General features: G+C 38.8%; 18 protein-coding genes. All 18 read right to left on the bottom strand.

Annotated features, from left to right (window positions below; translation table 11 throughout):
- Positions 1 to 73 precede the first annotated feature (73 nt).
- The gene (locus GCA01S_RS09555; protein ID WP_042409380.1) at positions 74 to 1,303 is read right to left on the bottom strand and encodes a response regulator transcription factor; all 1,230 of its coding nucleotides are present in this window, start codon (positions 1,301 to 1,303) and stop codon (positions 74 to 76) included.
- A 13-nt stretch (positions 1,304 to 1,316) separates the two neighbouring features.
- The gene (locus GCA01S_RS09560; RefSeq protein ID WP_042409383.1) at positions 1,317 to 3,116 is read right to left on the bottom strand and encodes a cache domain-containing sensor histidine kinase; all 1,800 of its coding nucleotides are present in this window, start codon (positions 3,114 to 3,116) and stop codon (positions 1,317 to 1,319) included.
- A 36-nt stretch (positions 3,117 to 3,152) separates the two neighbouring features.
- Positions 3,153 to 4,154, bottom strand: coding sequence for a substrate-binding domain-containing protein (locus tag GCA01S_RS09565; RefSeq protein WP_017434303.1), 1,002 nt, complete (start codon positions 4,152 to 4,154; stop codon positions 3,153 to 3,155).
- A gap of 346 nt (positions 4,155 to 4,500) precedes the next feature.
- Complete coding sequence (locus GCA01S_RS09570; RefSeq protein ID WP_042409386.1) at positions 4,501 to 6,405, bottom strand: glycoside hydrolase family 127 protein; 1,905 nt, start codon at positions 6,403 to 6,405, stop codon at positions 4,501 to 4,503.
- 80 nt (positions 6,406 to 6,485) lie between these two features.
- Positions 6,486 to 7,403, bottom strand: coding sequence for a carbohydrate ABC transporter permease (locus GCA01S_RS09575; protein WP_017434305.1), 918 nt, complete (start codon positions 7,401 to 7,403; stop codon positions 6,486 to 6,488).
- 17 nt (positions 7,404 to 7,420) lie between these two features.
- On the bottom strand, positions 7,421 to 8,311 hold the full coding sequence (locus GCA01S_RS09580) for a carbohydrate ABC transporter permease (RefSeq protein WP_017434306.1): 891 nt from the start codon (positions 8,309 to 8,311) through the stop codon (positions 7,421 to 7,423).
- A gap of 93 nt (positions 8,312 to 8,404) precedes the next feature.
- Positions 8,405 to 9,670: an ABC transporter substrate-binding protein gene (locus tag GCA01S_RS09585; RefSeq protein ID WP_017434307.1), complete on the bottom strand. Its 1,266-nt coding sequence runs from the start codon at positions 9,668 to 9,670 to the stop codon at positions 8,405 to 8,407.
- Between the two features lie 250 nt (positions 9,671 to 9,920).
- The gene (locus GCA01S_RS09590; protein WP_042409390.1) at positions 9,921 to 10,955 is read right to left on the bottom strand and encodes a LacI family DNA-binding transcriptional regulator; all 1,035 of its coding nucleotides are present in this window, start codon (positions 10,953 to 10,955) and stop codon (positions 9,921 to 9,923) included.
- Between the two features lie 655 nt (positions 10,956 to 11,610).
- The gene (locus GCA01S_RS20915; RefSeq protein WP_042409392.1) at positions 11,611 to 11,829 is read right to left on the bottom strand and encodes a nitronate monooxygenase; all 219 of its coding nucleotides are present in this window, start codon (positions 11,827 to 11,829) and stop codon (positions 11,611 to 11,613) included.
- A 158-nt stretch (positions 11,830 to 11,987) separates the two neighbouring features.
- The gene (locus GCA01S_RS09600) at positions 11,988 to 12,590 is read right to left on the bottom strand and encodes a pyroglutamyl-peptidase I (protein ID WP_042409395.1); all 603 of its coding nucleotides are present in this window, start codon (positions 12,588 to 12,590) and stop codon (positions 11,988 to 11,990) included.
- Positions 12,591 to 12,613: 23 nt separating this feature from the next.
- Entirely contained in the window at positions 12,614 to 13,030 is a 417-nt protein-coding gene (locus tag GCA01S_RS09605; protein WP_255212274.1) for a DUF3899 domain-containing protein, read from the bottom strand.
- Between the two features lie 26 nt (positions 13,031 to 13,056).
- On the bottom strand, positions 13,057 to 14,676 hold the full coding sequence (locus tag GCA01S_RS09610; protein ID WP_042409401.1) for a peptide ABC transporter substrate-binding protein: 1,620 nt from the start codon (positions 14,674 to 14,676) through the stop codon (positions 13,057 to 13,059).
- Between the two features lie 23 nt (positions 14,677 to 14,699).
- Entirely contained in the window at positions 14,700 to 15,659 is a 960-nt protein-coding gene (locus GCA01S_RS09615; RefSeq protein ID WP_042409405.1) for an ABC transporter ATP-binding protein, read from the bottom strand.
- Positions 15,660 to 15,662: 3 nt separating this feature from the next.
- Positions 15,663 to 16,670: an ABC transporter ATP-binding protein gene (locus tag GCA01S_RS09620; protein ID WP_042409407.1), complete on the bottom strand. Its 1,008-nt coding sequence runs from the start codon at positions 16,668 to 16,670 to the stop codon at positions 15,663 to 15,665.
- Positions 16,671 to 16,685: 15 nt separating this feature from the next.
- The gene (locus GCA01S_RS09625) at positions 16,686 to 17,627 is read right to left on the bottom strand and encodes an ABC transporter permease (protein ID WP_042409410.1); all 942 of its coding nucleotides are present in this window, start codon (positions 17,625 to 17,627) and stop codon (positions 16,686 to 16,688) included.
- Between the two features lie 2 nt (positions 17,628 to 17,629).
- The gene (locus tag GCA01S_RS09630) at positions 17,630 to 18,556 is read right to left on the bottom strand and encodes an ABC transporter permease (RefSeq protein WP_042409413.1); all 927 of its coding nucleotides are present in this window, start codon (positions 18,554 to 18,556) and stop codon (positions 17,630 to 17,632) included.
- A 40-nt stretch (positions 18,557 to 18,596) separates the two neighbouring features.
- Positions 18,597 to 19,445, bottom strand: coding sequence for a M55 family metallopeptidase (locus tag GCA01S_RS09635; protein ID WP_042409415.1), 849 nt, complete (start codon positions 19,443 to 19,445; stop codon positions 18,597 to 18,599).
- 139 nt (positions 19,446 to 19,584) lie between these two features.
- Complete coding sequence (locus tag GCA01S_RS09640) at positions 19,585 to 20,031, bottom strand: Lrp/AsnC family transcriptional regulator (protein WP_042409419.1); 447 nt, start codon at positions 20,029 to 20,031, stop codon at positions 19,585 to 19,587.
- Positions 20,032 to 20,061 lie beyond the last annotated feature (30 nt).

The raw sequence follows: 20,061 nt of genomic DNA on the forward strand, positions 1-20,061 counted from the left end.
AAGCGTTTTCATTACCATAAATTAAGAACTATCCCATTGTTTAGGGGATAGCTCTGTCACAAAATGTATCCGTTTATAAATGATGTTTTCGCATACTGTCCGGTAATAACACTCTTTTGCGGTATTGATTAGGTGAAACTCCTACCACTTTTTTAAAGGCCGTACTAAAATAATGTTGTGTATCGTAACCTACCCGTTCAGATATTTCATGAATGGAAAGATCCGTAGAAGTCAATAGTTCGATCGCTTTTTTTATACGTGTTTTGGTTAATAAGCTGACAAACGAGGTGCCTAATTCTTGTTTGATGATGCGGCTCAAGTAAACGGGGGAAACATTTAAAGACTGGGCAACAGACTCTAATGTCAAATCGGGCTCGGAAAAATGTTCTTGTATATACTGCTTTGCCCGGCGCACGATGGGAGAAATATGTGATTCATTATAAATCCTCGTTTTACATTGCTGGTAGGCATCGGCCACTTGCGTAAGGCTTCCCTTCACGGTCTCTGTATATATATTTACTTTCACGTTCAAATATTTTTTGACGGATTCCTCTAATTGCGTCCACATTTCTTCGGTAACACGACCCCAGATACATAAGACAATTAATCCAAATTGATCCCGGAATACTACTTTTTCATAAACATCCAATAATTCTGAAATGATATTTTCGATCGCAAATAAAAACAGCTGTTTATCTCTTTCACTCATAACGGGTTGGTTCGCGAAAAATTCCGACCAATACACGATTGCTACCTGATTAGGACAAGAGGACGGGAGTTGCAACAATTGTAATTGCTTCATGATTTCCGTCTCTGTCATCTCTCCGGCGACCCATGCCAAACAAAATTGTTGTCGAAGAAGAGGAAGGTTTTTCTGAATTTGGCTCGATAGTAATTCTACATATCTTTTTTGTTCCCTTTCCCGTTCTAATTCTTGCTTCACTTTGCTTATTACCTCATGTAATTGTTTTGGATTGGTTGGTTTTAAAATATAGTCATCAACCTGCAGACGAAGCGCCTCCTGCGCGTAGGCAAACTCATCATGTCCTGTAATCACAATCATTCTACAATCAGGAAGCTTTTGTCGTATATGTTTCATCAATGTAATTCCATCCATAATGGGCATGCTTAAATCGACTAATAATACATGGATGCCGTGTTTTAATGCAAGTTTCAACGCCTCTTCTCCATCCTCTGCCTCCGCCACCACTTCCATCTGAAACTCATCCCAGTTTACCGCTTCTCTTATCCCTTCACGAATAATCTCCTCATCATCGGCAATAAGCACTTTCCACTTTTCCACATTTCTTCTCCTCCTAGGTAATATGTCTAATAATTGGATGCACAATCGTTACTGTCGTTCCTTGTCCTTCTTTACTGTCAATCCATAACCCGTAGGAGTTGCCAAATGTTAATTGCAGCCGTGCTTGCACGTTGACCATTCCATACCCTTTGATGTTTTTCATTTTCTTTTCGGTATCCCCTAACGTAAAACCAATCGATAAACTTTCTCTCAAAGAAGCCAGCTTTTCCGGCGACATTCCTACTCCGTCATCCTTTACGCGAATAAGAAGGCGTCCTTCCTGCTCTTCAGCTTGTATCCAAATATGTCCAGGCCCTCTCCGTTGTTTAATGCCGTGATAAATCGCATTTTCGACAATCGGTTGTAATACCAATTTCAATACAAATAACTTTTGTAACTCTGGAGCAATATCGAACGTATAATGTAATTTATCTTTATACCTTGTTTTTTGAATACTCAAGTAACTTTGAACATGTTCGATTTCTTCCGCAAAAGAGATGATATCCTTCCCCTTGCTTAGCCCAATACGGAATAGTTTAGACAATGATTCTACTACTTCGGCTATATCTTCCGCTCCTTTTTTCCTTGCCATCCACTGAATCGTATCTAACGTATTATAAAGAAAATGTGGTTTAATATGCGCTTGTAAACTGCGCAATTCCGCTTCCCATCGTTGTCGTTCCTGCCATTCCGCAAGGGAAATAAAACGTTGAATTTGGTCAAGCATATGGTTAAAATTCCTACCTAACACCCCGATTTCATCCGCTCGATCATCATGATAACGACTTGTTAAATCGCCTGCTTCCACCTTTTTCATAAAACTGATTAACTGGCTGATTGGTCTTGACAAGGAATAAGCCAAATAATAGGATGATCCTATACCGAATAAACATACAAAAAAGACAAAACTCGTTACATAAAAACGAATCTCCTTTATTTCTAAAGCAGACTCTTGATTGGAAAACACCCCGATGGTTGTCCAGTTAGTAAAAGGAGAGCGCTGATAAATAAATTGAAGGTATTGTCCATGGACTTTTTTCGAAAATGCTCCAAAATCCCCATGAAACCATTGCCGTGGAATTTCTTTTATAAACGGTTTAGCTGGAATATAAATATTTTCACCGCGATGATCAATGACCATCAAATACCCCCACTTTCCTAAACGAACATTTTTCGTTGCCTCGGCAATCACCCTCAGTTTTAAATCAATTAACACTACCCCCTCTACCTCTTGTGTATTCGGATTTAAAATAGCACGTACGGCAGAAACCACTTCCTTGTTCGTATAGTTGGCATGTGTAATGACATTCCGATGCATTGGGTGTCCAATAATTTTAAAAATCCCTTTATTTTTTACCGCTTCTTGGTACCATGTTTCTTCTGTAAGCGGCTTAGGCGAACGGGCGTACATTTCATTACTAATGTACTCACCTTTCCGGTTCACAACAAGGATCCCTGCCACTTCTGGATACAATGTGGTAAGCCCTTGTAAAAACTGGCGAATGGAATAATCGTCATTCATTCCTTGTATACCCTTCTGTTCGGCTAAGAATCTTTTTACATCCGGATTAAACGCGACTAAATACGTAATATTTTGCATATTACTGACGTAAAACTCCAATGTCTTGTTTACTTGATTAATCAGCTGAAAAGTATTTTCATTAATTTGCCGCTCCATAATACGGTCAACGGCCCAGCCGATCAAACTGCCTAATCCAATCGAAGGTAAAATAGTAATGACTAATAAAAGTGAAATGAGCTTATAACGAATCGGTAAATTGTCTATTCGCAAATAATTGATTCTTCGTTTCAATGGTCATCACTCATTTCTGCATAGATGTACTTCGATTTACTTCGCATAAAAATTTTCTACATTTGCTTTCGTCACTACGGTAATTCCAGTATCTACATATGGAGGTAGTAAAGGATAACCTGATTGCAAGGAAGGAGTTAAGCGGTGGTGAAGATGAAACAAAAATTGCAGTGACCAGTAGCCCATATTCCAAGTTCCTTGCGCTAAAGTAGCAGATATAATTCCTTGTTTCACCATATCTAACGTTCGTTTATCGGTATCAAAGCTAATGATTTTTACTTTTTTATTTTCTAATGATAATATCGCCTCGCCGATACCAATCCCGCCATTCGCTTCTGTTGCAAATATTCCTTCCACATCCGGATACTCATTAAGTATTTCTAATGCTGCCTCCTTGGAAGCTAGAGAGTCTCCTTTCCCATCTTTTACTGCCACCACTTCCATTTGCGGATATTCTTGGTAAATAGTCTCTAAAAACCCTTTCGTTCGTTCCTGATGATTGAGCTGATGGGGTAATGTAATTACTGCTACTTTCCCTCTTTTTCCTAATAGTTCAGCCATTTTGTGAGCAGCCGTTACTCCTGCGTTATAATTATTCGTTCCTAAAAAAGAGAACGCCTTACTGCCAGAAGCATTAGAGTCGAACAACACAACGGGAATTCCTTTATCCACTGCTTTGTTAATCGTTTCTGTCAACGCAGTAGGATTAATTGCTGAAACAGCTATACCCGCCGGTTTTTTCGCAATGACTTGCTCCAACACAGTGACTTGCTCGTTTACATCGTATTGCGTAGCTCCGCGATATTCTACAGAAACATTTAATGCCTGTGCCGCGTCTTCAAATCCCTTTAGACAACGTTTCCAATAATCCATCCCCGCTTGGAAAGTCACCATCACATATTTTTCATCCATTTTACCTTGAAGCGCTTTCTCTTGTTGGTAAAAAGAACGAAAGCGGGAGATTTCCAGATGGTAATGATATAAGTAAAGAATAAATGCACTAATTAGAACGACATAAATAAATACTAATTTTTTCATTTGGATCCCCCTCTTTTTTTTCACACGCAATAAAGTTCTGGAAAAACTGGTCCAATGAATCATTTCGATACTGTTATGGAATATGGCTAAAGTTTATTTGTATGTATAAATAGCCTGGTTTCTAATGCCGATCCATTATTATTTGTATTTAGCTTCTGTCTTCTCTTTTTATTTGTTCGTATAAATTTACTGTATTATCAATGTATCATGTTCGAAGAGAGGGTTCAAACGTCGAAATAAGGATATATGATCTTTCTCAAGAAAATTTCTTTTATCACTCCTGTTAAATTCAAAAAAAATCAGCCGTAAACGTTTGTCTACGGCTAACCTTTAATACAACACATATCTATATTTCGGGAATCCAAACAAGCATTTGACCAGGTTTTCGATTATCCCAAGCATAATAAGGGATAGCGGTAAATTCGAATTGCTGGGGTGCCGGTAAACTCGTTCGATAAAGTTCTCCATCCCAATCAAAATCATTGTAGAAAACTGCTTTCCCTGTTATTTTTACAACCCCACCAAGTAATTGTTCATCAAAATGTGAATGCAATACTTCATTTTTAGGAAGGGAGATCCGATATAGTGGTTCCGGATTGTCTGCTCCTTCCAGACAATAGACTAATGGCCCTCTCTGAATAGCAACGCAATTTCTGTTATACCTTACATTCGGATTTGTGTAAACTCTTTCAATTGGCATTGGGAAAACAAGTTCAACCTGGTCATGATTATTCCATTTCCGCTCAATTTTCACATAATTTTTTTCTAAATGTTGTTTAATGTCAAATACTTCACCGTTTATTTTTACTGTTGCTTGGCGCGCCCACCCTGGAATTCTTAGTTTTAAAGCAAATGTAGATGGCTGCTCCATTTCTAGATCGATCAAAATATTTCCATCCCATGGATAATTTGTTTTCTGTTTTAATAAAATACTTTTTCCTTGTATATCTAAATTAACACTTCCTTGAATATATAAGTGGACAGCGACTTCCTTCTCATTTTGTGAATAAATATACTGCCCAAGAGAGGCTAATAAACGTGCAAGGTTAGGAGGACAACAAGATACATCGAACCACTCTTTTCGGTGTACATTTCCTAAACTCGCCAACGGGTTTTCATAAAAGAATTTTGTACCATCCAAGGAAATTCCGCTGATAACACCATTATATAGTGCACGTTCTAACGCATCAGCATATTTTCCGCTACAATCCAATTGTAGCATGCGGTGATTCCAGAACACTAATCCAATCGCCGCACACGTTTCAGCATAAGCTGTTTCATTTGGCAAATCATAATCGAATGTAAACCCTTCGTGCTTTGCCGTTGAACCGATTCCTCCAGTAATATACATATTTTTTTTGTGTACATTTTCCCACAAACGTTCACAAGCTATTTTTAGGCTTTCATCTCCTGTTTCTTTCGCTAAATCTGCCATGGCACAATAAAGATACATTGCCCTTACAGCATGACCCACTGCTTTGTCTTGTTCTCGCACAGGTTTATGTGATTGATTATATTCTTTTAAGTTGCCAAAGGTTTTGAATAACTCTTCAAAGTATCCAGGACCATACTTTTTCTTCTCCTCTTCAAAATAGTTCGGTTCCTTTCCGCGTTCATCTACAAAAAACTTGCTAAGTTTTAAATACCGCTCTTCCCCAGTTACTCGATATAATTTCACAAGCGCTAGTTCAATCTCTGGATGTCCGCAATATCCTTTTTTCTTATTCTCCTCTGGTCCAAACACGGTATCGATATAATCCGCATAACGACAAACAACGTCCAATAGTTTTCGCTTTCCTGTTGCTGCATAATGAGCTACACCGGCTTCTATTAAATGCCCTGCACAATACAATTCATGGGCATCTCGAAGGTCCGTCCATCTCTTTTCCGGTTCAACAACTGTAAAATAGATATTTAAATAGCCGTCCGGTTGTTGTGCAGATGCAACTAAATCAATTACCTCATCCAATAAACGTTCTAGATCGTGATCAGGATGCGTTGCTAAACTATAGCTAGCCGCTTCAATCCATTTGGCAACATCTGAATCCCAAAAAATATGGGGAACCGGTTCCATTCCTGGCTTCCAATTCAATTTAAATGCATCAATACGCCCAGTCTCTTTACATTTTTGATATTGAAAGGGAATTGTATGTTCTCTATTTATGCGTATTCGAGGAGCCCAAAAGTGATCCTCAATAGTTACCTTCGTAAATGGAACAGGTTCTAGGCCGTTTCGCACTAACTTATTCATTTTTCCATCCCCTTTTTCCTTTTGTATCGTAAATGCAAATCAATATTTTGCTCATTTACGGCGAAAGCTCTTTTTATTATTCAGTCTTTAAGCCCCGATGTTTTAATCCCAGCAATTAAAAACTTAGACGCAAACAAGTATAGTAACATTGGCGGAATAGCCATAATCATCGCCATCGCCATTTGCAAATTCCACGCATTTAAGTTGGTTGCTCCGTGAACTTTAAAAGAGGTTAATGCTCCAATCGTTAATGGTTTTAAGTTTTCAGAATCGATAAAGATTAACGGTGTAAATAATTCATTCCACCAATAAATAGCCGATAAAACTCCCACGGTAATGAAAACGGGTTTTGCTATTGGCACAAGCACTTTAGTGAATATTTGCCATCTAGAACATCCATCTATCATTGCTGCTTCATCAAGTGTTTTTGGTATTGTCTTAAAAAACTGCCGGAACAAAAATACATTGTATGGATATGCAAAAAAGCTTGGTACAATCATAGGAAGAAAGCTGTCTAGCCAGCCTAAATGGCGGAATAAAATGAACTGCGGGATAATAGTTGTAACTGTTGGTACCATCATTGTTGCTAAAATAATAGAAAATATAAGATTTACACCTTTAAAATTCATTCTTGCTAACGGATATGCAACAATGGAACTAGATATTAATGTCCCTACGGTATTACCAACGATTAAAATCAATGTATTTCGTAAATAAATAAGCGTATTGCTATTCTTTAATATTTCAATATAGTTTCCGAACTGAGGGTCACTTGGTATTAGTTGAGGAGGGTATTGACTAATACCATTTAACGTTTTCAACGAATTAGATAAAATCCAAACAATTGGAAATGACATAAAAATTGCGACAATAATCAAAATAGTATATTGAATGAATGTTTTTCCATTCTTTTTGATGACTCTATAGGAAAAACGAGCATTTCCCCTTATTGTTTTATACTCAACCTCTTCTTTACTCTTGCTTTGAAGTTGTGCCATAGTAATATCCCCTCTTTTTAATCATAGTGCACCCAGTTTCTAGATAATCGAAATTGAAGCGCAGATACTAGTGCAACGATGATAAATAATACTACCGCTAAAGCAGAAGCGTAGCCCATATCAAACAATTTAAATGCATTTTTATAGATACTTAAACTTAACACTTCTGTTGCATTATCCGGCCCTCCATTTGTAAGAGGATAAATGAGTGTAAAGGAGCTATTAAATGAATTAATAGTCGCAACTACCGTATTAAATAAAATGATTGGCGAGATAGATGGTAAAGTGACATAGAAAAACCTTTGCATAAAATTTGCTCCATCTAAATCACAAGCTTCATATAGCTCTTTGGGCACCTCTTTAAGGCTTGAATGAAAAATCAACATCATTTGCCCAGTAGCATAAGTAAATATGCTTGCTATCGCTAAAGTAGGCCATACCCAAAAACTATCGCTTAGCCAATTTGGTGGATGGTCCACCCCTATTAGAGATAATAAGTAGTTTACGACACCTAACTCTTTGTTAAACATTAATTTGAATACACATGCCATCACTACACTAGGCATTACTGCGGGTACAAAATAGAAAAATTGAAAAATACTTATATATTTAACTTTAAAATTTAACAGAACAGCTAAAAACAAAGAGGCTATAACACTGACTGATACATTGATGACAGTAAATAATATGGTCACTTTTAGTGAATTAAAAAAGTCTGAGTCTCCTGAAAACATATATTTATAATTTTCCCATCCAATAAACCGAGGATCACCTAATAAATTCCATTTTGTAAAACTTAAAAGAAACGAAACGATAATAGGACCACCTGTGAACAAAAGAAATCCTATGATCCAAGGGGAAAGAAAAGCATATGCTGAGAGATTTTCTTTCCAAGCGTTCTTCCTCATCTTGTTCCTCTCCTCCTCTCTTTCCATGTTATATGGCTAAGAAGGTGCCTTTTCCTATTTTTAGAAAAGATAAAAAGGCACCTAGTTCTCATCTTACTTGTCTTTTTCTATTTGTTTTTGAGCTTTTGGAACATCTGTTTTGATAACTTCTTCAATATCTTTTTTCCCTAACAATACAGCATTGAAATCGTTTACCAAATCGTTTGTAATAGAAGGATTGACTAGCACATAGCCGAAATCAGCAAACTGTGCCGTTTTATCAAAGACATCCCAATTTGTCGGACCATTTTCTCCCGCAACTTTATAATCACCTTTCGCCGCAACACTCTTACGCGCTGATGGATTATTATACATCTTACTAATCATTGATTGTCCTTCATCACTCATCATAAACTCAATAAACTTCCAAGCTTCCTCTTTATGTTTACTGTTACTATTAATGGTGAAGAAACCTGTATGAAGCGAAGCATAAGAGCGTTCTTCCTTTGGAAGTGGTGCAATATCCCAATGAAATTTGTTATTACGATAGCTGGAAATATACCAACTACCATTACGTGTCATTGCTGCCTTTCCTGCTGCAAATAAATCTACAACTTCTCCACCGACAGACGGTTGCGGAGAAACTTTATCTACGTTCGTAAGTTTATTTTGAAATTCAAGCGCCTTTCTTAATCCTTCTGATAAATCAAGCTTTCCGTTTTTATCAACGATGTCATCGCCTGCTGCACCAATCATTGAATACCAAATTCCAGGGAAGGAAATTGCATCAGCACCCCATTGAACGGTTTTGTCTCCTTGCCGAATGGTTAGTTTTTTTGCAGCTTCTTCAAAATCCTTCCATGTCCAATTTTCATTTGGATATTCAACACCTGCTGCATCAAACATATCTTTGTTGTAATATAAAAACTCCGTTGCATAGCACCAAGGCAATCCATAAATCTTACCATTTTCTTTGTTCAAGCGGCTAACTGCTGGGATAAAGTCATCCATTTTAAACGCCTTTGTCTTTTTAATATATTTGTCGAGCGGATCGATAGCACCACTTTTGGCAAAACGCTGAATATCTGCTTCCCACGCCAGTATGACATCAGGAGCCGTACCACCAATAATCATAGAGTTAATTTTCTGAGAGTAATCTTCAGGAATATTCACTAATTTTACCTTAATATTAGGATGCTTCTTTTCGAACGCAGTGATAAAGTTAGCTTTGCTTTCATCTAACGTATCCCACATACTAAAGCTAATTGTTACTTTACCATCCTCTTTTTTAGCAGTCGCGTCGCTTCCACTACACCCCCCTAAAACGATGGATACAATAAGAATCAAAATGGAAATGAGAGTAATATAAGGTTTTCTCATAAAAATCTTCTCCCCCCGAAAAAATTATTATTTGAGTTTGAAAACGCTTAAAATAAAACCGAAACTCTCGATATCACCCCCCTAATCAAAGATAATATCCTCATGGATTAACTAAAATTGCAGCATTTTAATCGATTAAATTAAAACATAGAAAAAATGTGGTATTGTTTCAAGAAAATTACGAAAAACACAATATAATTAATCCCTTAAACGATTAACTGAACAGTAAATGAACACCTCCTTTTTGATTTTAGCGCGGTGAAGATACAGATTCCCGCACAATTAGTCGGCATCGAAGTTTTGTATTCATTTCTATCGTTTCCGATTCTCCATTCAGTAGTCTCAATATTTTTTCCATAGATTTGGCACCCATTTTTCTTAAAGGAAGATCCATTGTTGTTAACTTTGGCGTATAATATAGACTACACTCTCTATTGTCAAAACCAATCACCGATAAATCTTGAGGCACTTGGATACCAAGCTCTCTGCAAGCCTCAAGAACCCCGCCTGCCATCAGATCATTCATTGCTAAAATGGCCGTCGGAGGCTCCTTTTGTTGTAATAAATCTTTTGCCATCTTATAACCGCTTTCGTAACTCCAATCCCCTGTTTTTACATACGATGGATTAAGTATAAGTTGGTGTTTCATAAGCGCTTTGTGGTACCCATTAAATCTTTCATGAGCCGGAATCGAATCAATTAATCCGCTGATGAGAGCGATTTTTCGATGTCCCCTCTCGATAAGGTAATTTGTTGCTTCAAAAGAAGCAAATTCATCATCATAGTTTACAGAATATCCTGAATCAGCGAAGCAATATGTGTATACTAAAGGTTTATCTATTTCCGAAATTAATCCTGTAACATTCCTTGTATGAACACCTATATAAATAATTCCATCCACTTGTTTACTTAATAAACTATCTACAGCATTGGTAATCAAATGCTTACACTTGTCTACATTAGAAAAATTATTTCCTATTCTCTTATACAATCTTAGATTCGTTAAAAGTATAGAAAAACCATGTTCTTCAGCACACTCGTTAATTCCGTCAATAATTTCAGGTGCATTAAAAACAGTAATATCCTCCACAATAACCCCAACCGTACTCGTTTTCCGGGTTTTTAAACTTTTCGCTATTTGGTTAGGTTTATACTCTAATTCATCCAAAATCTTCAAAATCTTTTTTCTTGTTTCTTCACTAACATTACCTTTATTGTTTAAAACATACGATACTGTTGCTGTAGACACTCCTGCTTTTTCTGCAATATCTTTAAGTCTAACCATCGAGAATCTCCTTACCGCACTTAATCGTTTAACTTAACTTTTTCGCTTTAATTATATTTAATATTCTTAAAAATATCAACTATTAAAAAATTTATTTTCGTATAAAAAACATATTCCAAAGATTTCCTCATAAAATTCATTTTTTCTACTATTGATCGTACATTGAACATTAAATTAATGGAGGTAACCTATGAGCCCTCACTCTTCTTATTACCCCTGTTAACAAGTAATAAAGTTTTCTTATATGTCCCCTTCTCATTATTCTTTATCAAGATACAGCTTTGAAACAATATTAAACAGGACTGCCTTTGCATTTATGAATGAATGTTAGAACAATAAAAAGCCCGCTACTCCATCTTTTCATTATTATCCCTCATTTCCTCCGACAACAACCTCCCTACTTCCTCAGCAGGCATATCTTTTGCCAAACGATAACCCTGCCGAGTCCATAAAGACATCATCTGTGAATCGTTTGCTTGAGCGGCAGTTTTGCGAAGATGCTTTGTCATATGATGGATGTGCAGATATGCAATCGGAGTTAGTGCGTCATATTCTAAGGAAACGAGTTACTAATCCGCCAACAGGACGGCCTGTAAATGCAAGGGGTACATCGGTCTTTTCCATCTCTTTTTATAGCGAAGCACCACTTCCTCGTTCACGTTCTCTTCACTTGGTACAATACATTGACACCAAACGGTGCACTCGTTAGCGTCCGAACGTTCATCATTTCCTTCCGCATCTCTTCCGTCGTTTTATAACCGCCCGCCAAAAAAATAGGTTCTCCTTCTTCCGATACAGCAGCGGCTAGAGCTGGAGGCGAAACACCTTCAGCCAACGGTGCTTGAATAATGAGAACGGAAAGCGCATGTAACATATCCCCTTTCTAAAATATTTGTTCGTAAATGACATGGTACCTTCCTATCCTATAAACTTCACAATACATTTCTAACTTTTTCCAAAAAAAAAAAAAAAAAAAAATAGAACAGCTATCTTTGCTGTTCGTGAAAAGCTCTTGTTTTTTTAGATTGAGAACTAATCTAACGCTTCAATCATACACACAACCGCATTTTGTAAATCTTCTTGCGACCAGCTTGGAAGAGTTGGTCGTTGAATGGCGAGCTCGTGTGAGGCAGGAAGATGAACAAATCCAGCTTTTACGGGCATGTTTTCGCTGCTTACTTTATGTAAAACCGAATACATCACATTGTTGCATAGGTAGGTTCCTGCTGTGTTCGAAATTTGGGCAGGATATCCCTTTTCATTTAGCACATTTACGAACCGGCGGATCGGTAATGTCGAAAAATAGGCTGCTGGTCCATCCTCTACAATCAGCTCGTCTTGTGCCCACACCTCTTGATTATCAGGACCTCCATCTTTACAATTAATAGCGATCCGTTCCGGAGTGATTTTTGTACGCCCCGCCGCAAGACCAAGGGAAATAACGACATCAGGCTGTATTTGCTCCAAGTATTCTAAACAAGTCAATGCCGACTGCGAAAAATCAACGGGAAGGCCCCGCCCGTAAATATGATATTTTCCTATACTTGCTCCATCTAGATTTTTTGCAATTTGTTCCGTTGGATTAATAGGAAATTCTAAAAATGGCACAAAACCTGTTAATAAAAGTTTTTTCATTGGATCCTCTTCCTCCTAAAAATTTAATAGTAGAAAAACAAATAGGTTAAAGATATGAATATAGAACCTGTGCCAATACCCAGCAGAATTTTTTTGGCATTATTGAGCGTTCGGCTTCGCCAATCCTTCAACCAAGCATCTTTTGCCAATCGTTCCTCTTCACGAATTAACACCTTTGGTTTAGGTACAATAAACTGGTATATTTGCCGAAATCCTTGAAGAAAAAAATGGAAAAACCCTGTTTGATAAATCAAAACGCATACTCCAACAGCCAGTATGGTGAGGCCATATAAAAAGCACTGATTAATGAAAGTCAGTGTATTTACTCCATAAATCATTTTTGCCAACAACAAAGCAACTACTGTACAAAAAGTAGTGCCGAAATACAGCATCATACCAATCTCCCCTTTATGAGGTAAAAGGGAAGAATTATTTTTCAAGAAATAATTCTTCCCTTTTTTATCAATTATTCAGCTATTTTTTTCGCCCAGCGCACATCTGGAAAACGGTTAACAGGGTAAACAATACCTTTGAATTTTGGTGACGTTAAGTAGTTTTGCGAGTAGAAATAAACAGGTATAAATGGCATATCTGTCATTAATACTTTTTCCGCTTCATGGAGAAGTTCATAACGTTTTTTATCATCTTGCTCGACTTTCGCCTTAGCCATCAAATCATCGAATTGTTTGTTTACCCAGTTTGTACGGTTGTTCGGGCTATCGCCTAAGTAATAGTCTAAAATAACGGTTGGATCAACAAAAATTCCTATCCAGCCCATGCGCGCCATTTGGAAATTCGACTGATCCGTTGTTTCCAAATAGGTTTTCCATTCTTGGTTAGCCAGCTTAATTTTCACGCCAAGATTTCTTTTCAGCATTTCTTGAACTGCTTCAGCAATTTTTTTATGGTTTTCGGCCGTATTATAAATTAAAGTAACTTCTGGAAGTTTGCTCCAACCTTCTTCTTTCATTCCTTCTTGTAATAATTTTTTCGCTTCTTTTACATTTTCTTCAAAATACGCGCCGCCTACTTCTCGGAAATCACCATCTGGAGTATTTACCCCATATGGAACAAATGCATATGCCGGTTTTTCTCCTGATTTAGTGATGTTTTCTACAATGGCTTTACGGTCGATGGCCATGGCAAATGCACGGCGGATTTTTGCATTATTGAACGGCTCTTTATTTACGTTAAACATAAACATATAAGTTCCAAAGTACGGAACGACTTTGAATTCTTTATTATTTTTTTCTTGAGCAATCGCATCTGTAGGCAACGTTGCAATTAAATCAAGCTCTCCTGTTTTGTACATTTGATAATATGTTGTCGCATCATTGACCATCTTCCATGTTACTTTTTCCATATTGATCGCGTCTTTGTTCCAGTAGTGTTGGTTCTTTTCAATCACTACTTCGCTGTTATGTTTCCATTCAGTCAATCGGTAAGCTCCGTTGCTCACATATCCTTTTGCTTCGGCAGCCCATTTTGGATTCGATTCGACGAGCGATTTTTTCACTGGATAAAACGTCCACATCGTTAACAACTTGTCAAAATATCCTAATGGTGCCTTTAGTTCCACTTGCAGCGTTTTATCATCCAAGGCTTTAACTCCTACCTGATCGGCGCTTCCTTTTCCTTTGTTATATTCTTCCGCACCTTTAATATAGTACATGTAAAAAGCAAATGGGCTTCCTGTCTTCGGATCGAGCACACGTTTCCAAGCATATTCAAAATCTTGGGCGGTCACCGGATCGCCATCAGACCATTTTGCATTATCGCGAATCGTAAACGTATAAGTTTTTCCATCGTCTGATACTTTTACATCACTTGCAGCCCCTAATACAGGTTCACCTTTTTGATTTTTCGTATACAGTCCTTCAAATAGGTGATCGATAATCCATCCTGATGTTGTATCCGATGCAAGAGCAGGGTCTAAGCTCGGAGGTTCGCTCATCGCATTTAACGTAATTTCTTGCTTAATATTTTTGGCTGCTCCATCTTCCGAAGTTCCCTTGCTGCCGCAGCCAGCTAACACGGTGGAAACCAATAATAGTAATGCAAATATACTTGCGAAAACTTTTTTCATGCTTTTTATCCCCCTTTAAATGTTTATTGATTATACAAATGGCAAGCTGTCCAATGGTTTTTCTTTACTTCTCTCCAAGCTGGCTCCATTTTGGAGCAAATATCCATTGCGTATGGACATCTCGTTCGGAATCTACAACCGCTTGGAGGATGGACAGGACTAGGTGGATCTCCTGAAAGAACGATTCTTTCCCTTTTCCTAGCTAGTCTTGGATTTGGGATCGGAATCGCTGACAAAAGCGCTTGCGTATAAGGATGCAACGGTTCTTCAAATAAATTGGAACTTTCTGCGATTTCCATCATTTTTCCAAGATACATTACCCCAATCCGATCGCTTATATGTTTTACCATTCCAAGATCATGTGCAATAAACAAATAGGTTAAATCTTCTTCCTGTTTTAAATCATCAAGCAAGTTAACGACTTGCGCTTGAATCGAAACGTCTAAAGCGGAGATCGGTTCATCGGCGACGATAAATTTCGGTTTTACCGCCAATGCACGCGCGATGCCAATCCGTTGCCTTTGGCCCCCGCTAAATTCGTGAGGAAACCGCTCTGCATGTTCAGGACGCAGTCCTACTCTTTCAAGAAGGTGATACACTAATTCTTGTCTTTCTTTTCCTTTTGCTAAATGGTGGGCATCAATCCCTTCCGCAATAATGTCGCCCACTCTCATTCGCGGATTTAATGATGCATGCGGGTCTTGGAAAATCATTTGCATTTCTCGATTTAATTTTCTTTGCGTCTGTCTATCTAAATGCCCCAATTCATGGCCGTCAAAGCGGATCTTGCCCGAAGTGGCCGGATAAAGACCGACAATCGTTTTTCCTAACGTCGATTTTCCGCTTCCGCTTTCACCGACTAATCCAAACGTTTCCCCTTTACGAATAGAAAAGGAAATTCCGTCTACCGATTTTACCGTTTGATTAGGACCGATCTTAAAATACTTTTTTACATTTTCTACTTGAAGAATCTCCTGAGACATCCATTACTCCCTCCCTGCTGCAATGAACGCTTCCACTTTGGGAGCTCTAGGGTCATTCAGCCAGCATCTTGCTGTATGTCCATTAGAAATATGGAATTCTGCCGGACTTTTTTCTACACAAATTTCCATCGCATATGGACAACGCGGTGCAAACGGGCATCCTTTTGGCGGCGAAAAAAGATCTGGAGGGGAGCCCTCTATCGGTATTAGACGTTTCTTCTCTTTGTCGTGCAAATTTGGAATGGAGCGCAATAGCCCCCACGTATACGGATGTTTCGGATTTTCGAATATATCGAAAACGGTGCCCGTCTCCACCACAGTTCCGCCATACATGACGATGACCCGCTGCGCCATTTCAGCCACTACACCTAAGTCATGCGTAATTAAGATAATCGACATTTCCATCTTTTTTTGCAAATCTTTCATCAAATCAAGAATTTGCGCTTGAATCGTAACATCCAGAGCCGTTGTCGGCTCATCTGCAATGAGCAGTTTCGGATTACATGCCAAAGCAATGGCAATCACCACTCTCTGTCTCATCCCCCCGCTAAATTCATGGGGATATTGATGATACCTTTCTTCCGCGTTAGGAATTCCTACTAGACGCAGCAATTCAATCGCTTTTTGCTTCGCTTCCGCTTTCGACAGTTTTTGATGTTTCCGTATCCCTTCTGCAATCTGTTTTCCGATTTTCATCGTTGGGTTTAATGATGTCATCGGGTCTTGGAAAACCATTCCTATTTCTGAACCTTTTAATTTTCGCATTTCCTTTTTCGACAAATGCAAAATCTCTTTTCCGTTAAAGCGAATGTTTCCATCCTTAATGTTTTTCGTTGGAATTAATCCCATAATCGTTTGAACGGTTACCGTCTTGCCGCTCCCGCTTTCCCCAACAATAGCGACAACTTCTCCTTGATCGACGTAAAACGAAACATCGCGAACCGCCTGAACTTCGCCGCCATACGTAGGAAATGTCACTTTTAGATGTTCTACTTCCAACAAATGGCTCATGGAGATAATCACCTCCTATTTTCTAGTTCTTGGATCTAACGCATCTTGTAATCCGTCCCCAAATACGTTAAAGGCAAACATCGTCAAAGCAATCATAAACCCAGGGAAAAATAGCCTCCACCATTGACCGTTTAAAATAACGCCTAAAGCATCGTTTGCCATCGTCCCCCAGCTTGCGAACGGAGCTTGTACTCCCAATCCTAAAAAGCTTAAAAATGATTCAGCGAAGATGGCTTGCGGAATCGTAAAGGTTAAATTGACAATAATAATTCCTAATGCATTAGGCAACAAATGACGGAAAATAATTTTCGCGTGTGACGTTCCCAATTTTTGTGCCGCCATCACATACTCTTGCTGCTTCAGCTGGAGGATTTGGCCTCTAATAATCCGGGCCATCCCTACCCATCCTGTAATCGAAAGCGCAATAATGATCGTCCATAATCCCTGTTCCATAATGACCATGAGCAAAATCACAACTAATAGATACGGAATGCCGTACAGTATTTCCACAATCCTCATCAAGATATTGTCAATACGATCCCCAAGTTTTCCTCGTCCTGCCATATACCCTGATATTCCTCCCACAAGAACCCCTATCACTAAATCGATTAACGCAGCGACGAGCCCGACGGTCAGCGATATACGCGCCCCATACCAAGTACGCGACCACATATCCCTTCCTAAATCATCCGTTCCAAACCAATGTTTGCTAGAAGGAGGTTGGCTGCCATTGGCCAAATTCTGATCGGAATAGCTGTATGGAACTAGATGGGGACCTACAATCGCCATAATGACAATAGCGAATAAAAGAATCGCTCCCAGCACCGCCATTTTATTTTTTACAATGTTGATAAGGACCTGCTTCCCAAAGCTGAGACTCGGTCTTTGAATGACGTCAGACTCGAGCCTGCTGCGATCAATGGGGCGAAATAAAGCATCTTCTTTTTGTGAAATCATGCTTAGTCCCCCCTACTCGTTAACTTAATTCTCGGATCAATCAAACGGTAAGAAATATCGACGAGGAACAATGTGATGACTAAAATCGTGCTAAAAAACACAGTCGTTCCTAAAATAACGGGATAGTCACGGTTAAAAATGCTGTCGACAAAATATTTTCCAAGCCCTGGTATAGCAAAAATTTTCTCGATCACGAAAGTACCTGTAATCAAAACGGCAAATAATGGACCAATAAATGTAATGACTGGCAAAATCGCATTTCGGATACCATGCTTAATAACAATGGCTGCAGGAGACAGTCCTTTTGCTTCCGCGGTTTTAATATAATTTTGCCGCATTACTTCCAACATGCTAGAGCGCATAAAGCGGGCGATGACCGCCATTGGGGTAGTGGCTAAAGCGATCGATGGCAAAATCGAATGAGCCCATGTTCCCCAAGATGCTACAGGTAATAACTTCCATTCAACCGCAAAATATTTGATTAGCAAAGGCGCCAAAATAAAACTAGGAACGGAAATACCGATAATCGCCAAAAACATGGCCACATGATCAAGCAATCTATTGTGATTTAACGCGGCGATAATGCCTAGCAATATCCCAAACAGAAGCGCAATCACCAACGACTGCAATCCGAGAACGGCAGAAACAGGGAATCCATCGGCAATCAATGTATTGACATCTCTTGTTTCCGATTGAATCGATGGCCCTAAATCAAACGTTAATAGATTTTTCATATATAACGCATACTGAACAGGCAACGGCTTATCCAAGTTATATTTCGCTCGAATATTTTGCAATACTTCCTCCGGTAATACGTTGGCATCTGAAGCAAACGGATCGCCAGGAATAGATTTCATAATAATAAATGTCAACGTAGCAATGAGCCAAATCGTAACAATCATCGTCAACAAGCGCTTGACAATGTACACGCCCATCCCTCCTTCTAATGAGTATTCATATCATGGGTCACTAAGCGTTTACGTGGCCTAATACTCCATTCGTCGCCGTCATCGCAATGATGACACATCCCCACATATGCTTATAAGCGGTGACAATATCATCACACGTAAAAGTGATAGTCCGAGGCCCTATTAATTTAACCGTTGGAAGCGTTGTGGTCATCGTTGCTTGGTTTGGCCCTTTAAATTCAATTTCGAATGTGACCGGTCCCTCGATTTTCAATGGCGGGCATTGCTTTGCTTTTTGTACGGCCTTTTTTGCTTTTTCCTTAATCAGCTCATGGGCTTTGACAGGATGGAGCAATTCTGCCGCAAAACGATCAATCCCGCGTTTTACTACCGCCGCTTCGACATGCGGCAACGTTTTGCGGACTTCATGGACATACGCATCGTCTCCTGAAATAAAAATGGCAGGAACGTCGTAATAACCAGCTACGAACGCATTCATCTCCGTTTCGCCCACAACACGGCCGTTGATCTTCATTTCGTTCACACAAATTCCCGCTAAACTGTGGCTGATGACCGTTCTTTCCGAACCATTCTCACGCCCATGGTGGCCGACAAACATAATGCCGTCAAAACTGTCGTCAAGACCTTCAAGCTGGCACATGACTCGATTGCTCCCAGAAATAAGCCGGGCTCGTGGATCCAACTCTTCAATGAGGATGTTTGACATGTTTCCATGCCCATCGGCAACCACCACTTCCGTTGCTCCTCCAAGAAACGCTCCCTCAATGGCTGCATTCACATCTTGCGTCATAAGCTTACGAAACCGCTGGTACTCGCTATTTGTTTTTAGCTGCTGGTTAGTCGCAACTCCTGAAATTCCTTCCATATCCGCTGAGATAAAAATTTTCATAGTATTCACACCTCTTTACTTAATATTTAATTAAAAAGTTGGATGCCCATTAAACGTTAGAACAAACGTTTACTATCGTTGTTTTCCAATCTCTTCAATCAATGACTTTCGTGAGAGAATGACCATGTCTAACACGATATTAAATGTAATCAAACGTATTTTTATACACTTCCAGTTGTATAATGGTATTCATTTCAATAATTCCGCGAATATTATTTAATGTCTTCACCACACCTGTAATTTCATCTTGACTCGGAACCGCGATTTGGATTAAAAGCTGATAACATCCAGAGGTTAACGTAATATAGCGGACCTCTTTCATTTCTTTTAACCGATCAATGACATCGAACAATTTTTGTGACTCCACTTTTAATTGAATGATGGCTCCGGCACGAATTCCTAACGCAATCGGGTTAACTACTCCGACTACTTCGAGAATGCCATGATCAATAAGATTTTTATATCTTGTGCGGACTGTTTTTTCCGTGACATTCAATTTGTTAGCAATTTCCGTAAACGACATTCTTCCATCATTAGAGAGTAACTTAATAATCTGTCTATCTAGCTCGTCGATATCGCACTTCATAATTACCCCTTTTCTATACTATTTTTTTGT

Origin of the sequence: Parageobacillus caldoxylosilyticus NBRC 107762, assembly GCF_000632715.1 — a bacterium.
Lineage (GTDB): Bacteria > Bacillota > Bacilli > Bacillales > Anoxybacillaceae > Saccharococcus > Saccharococcus caldoxylosilyticus.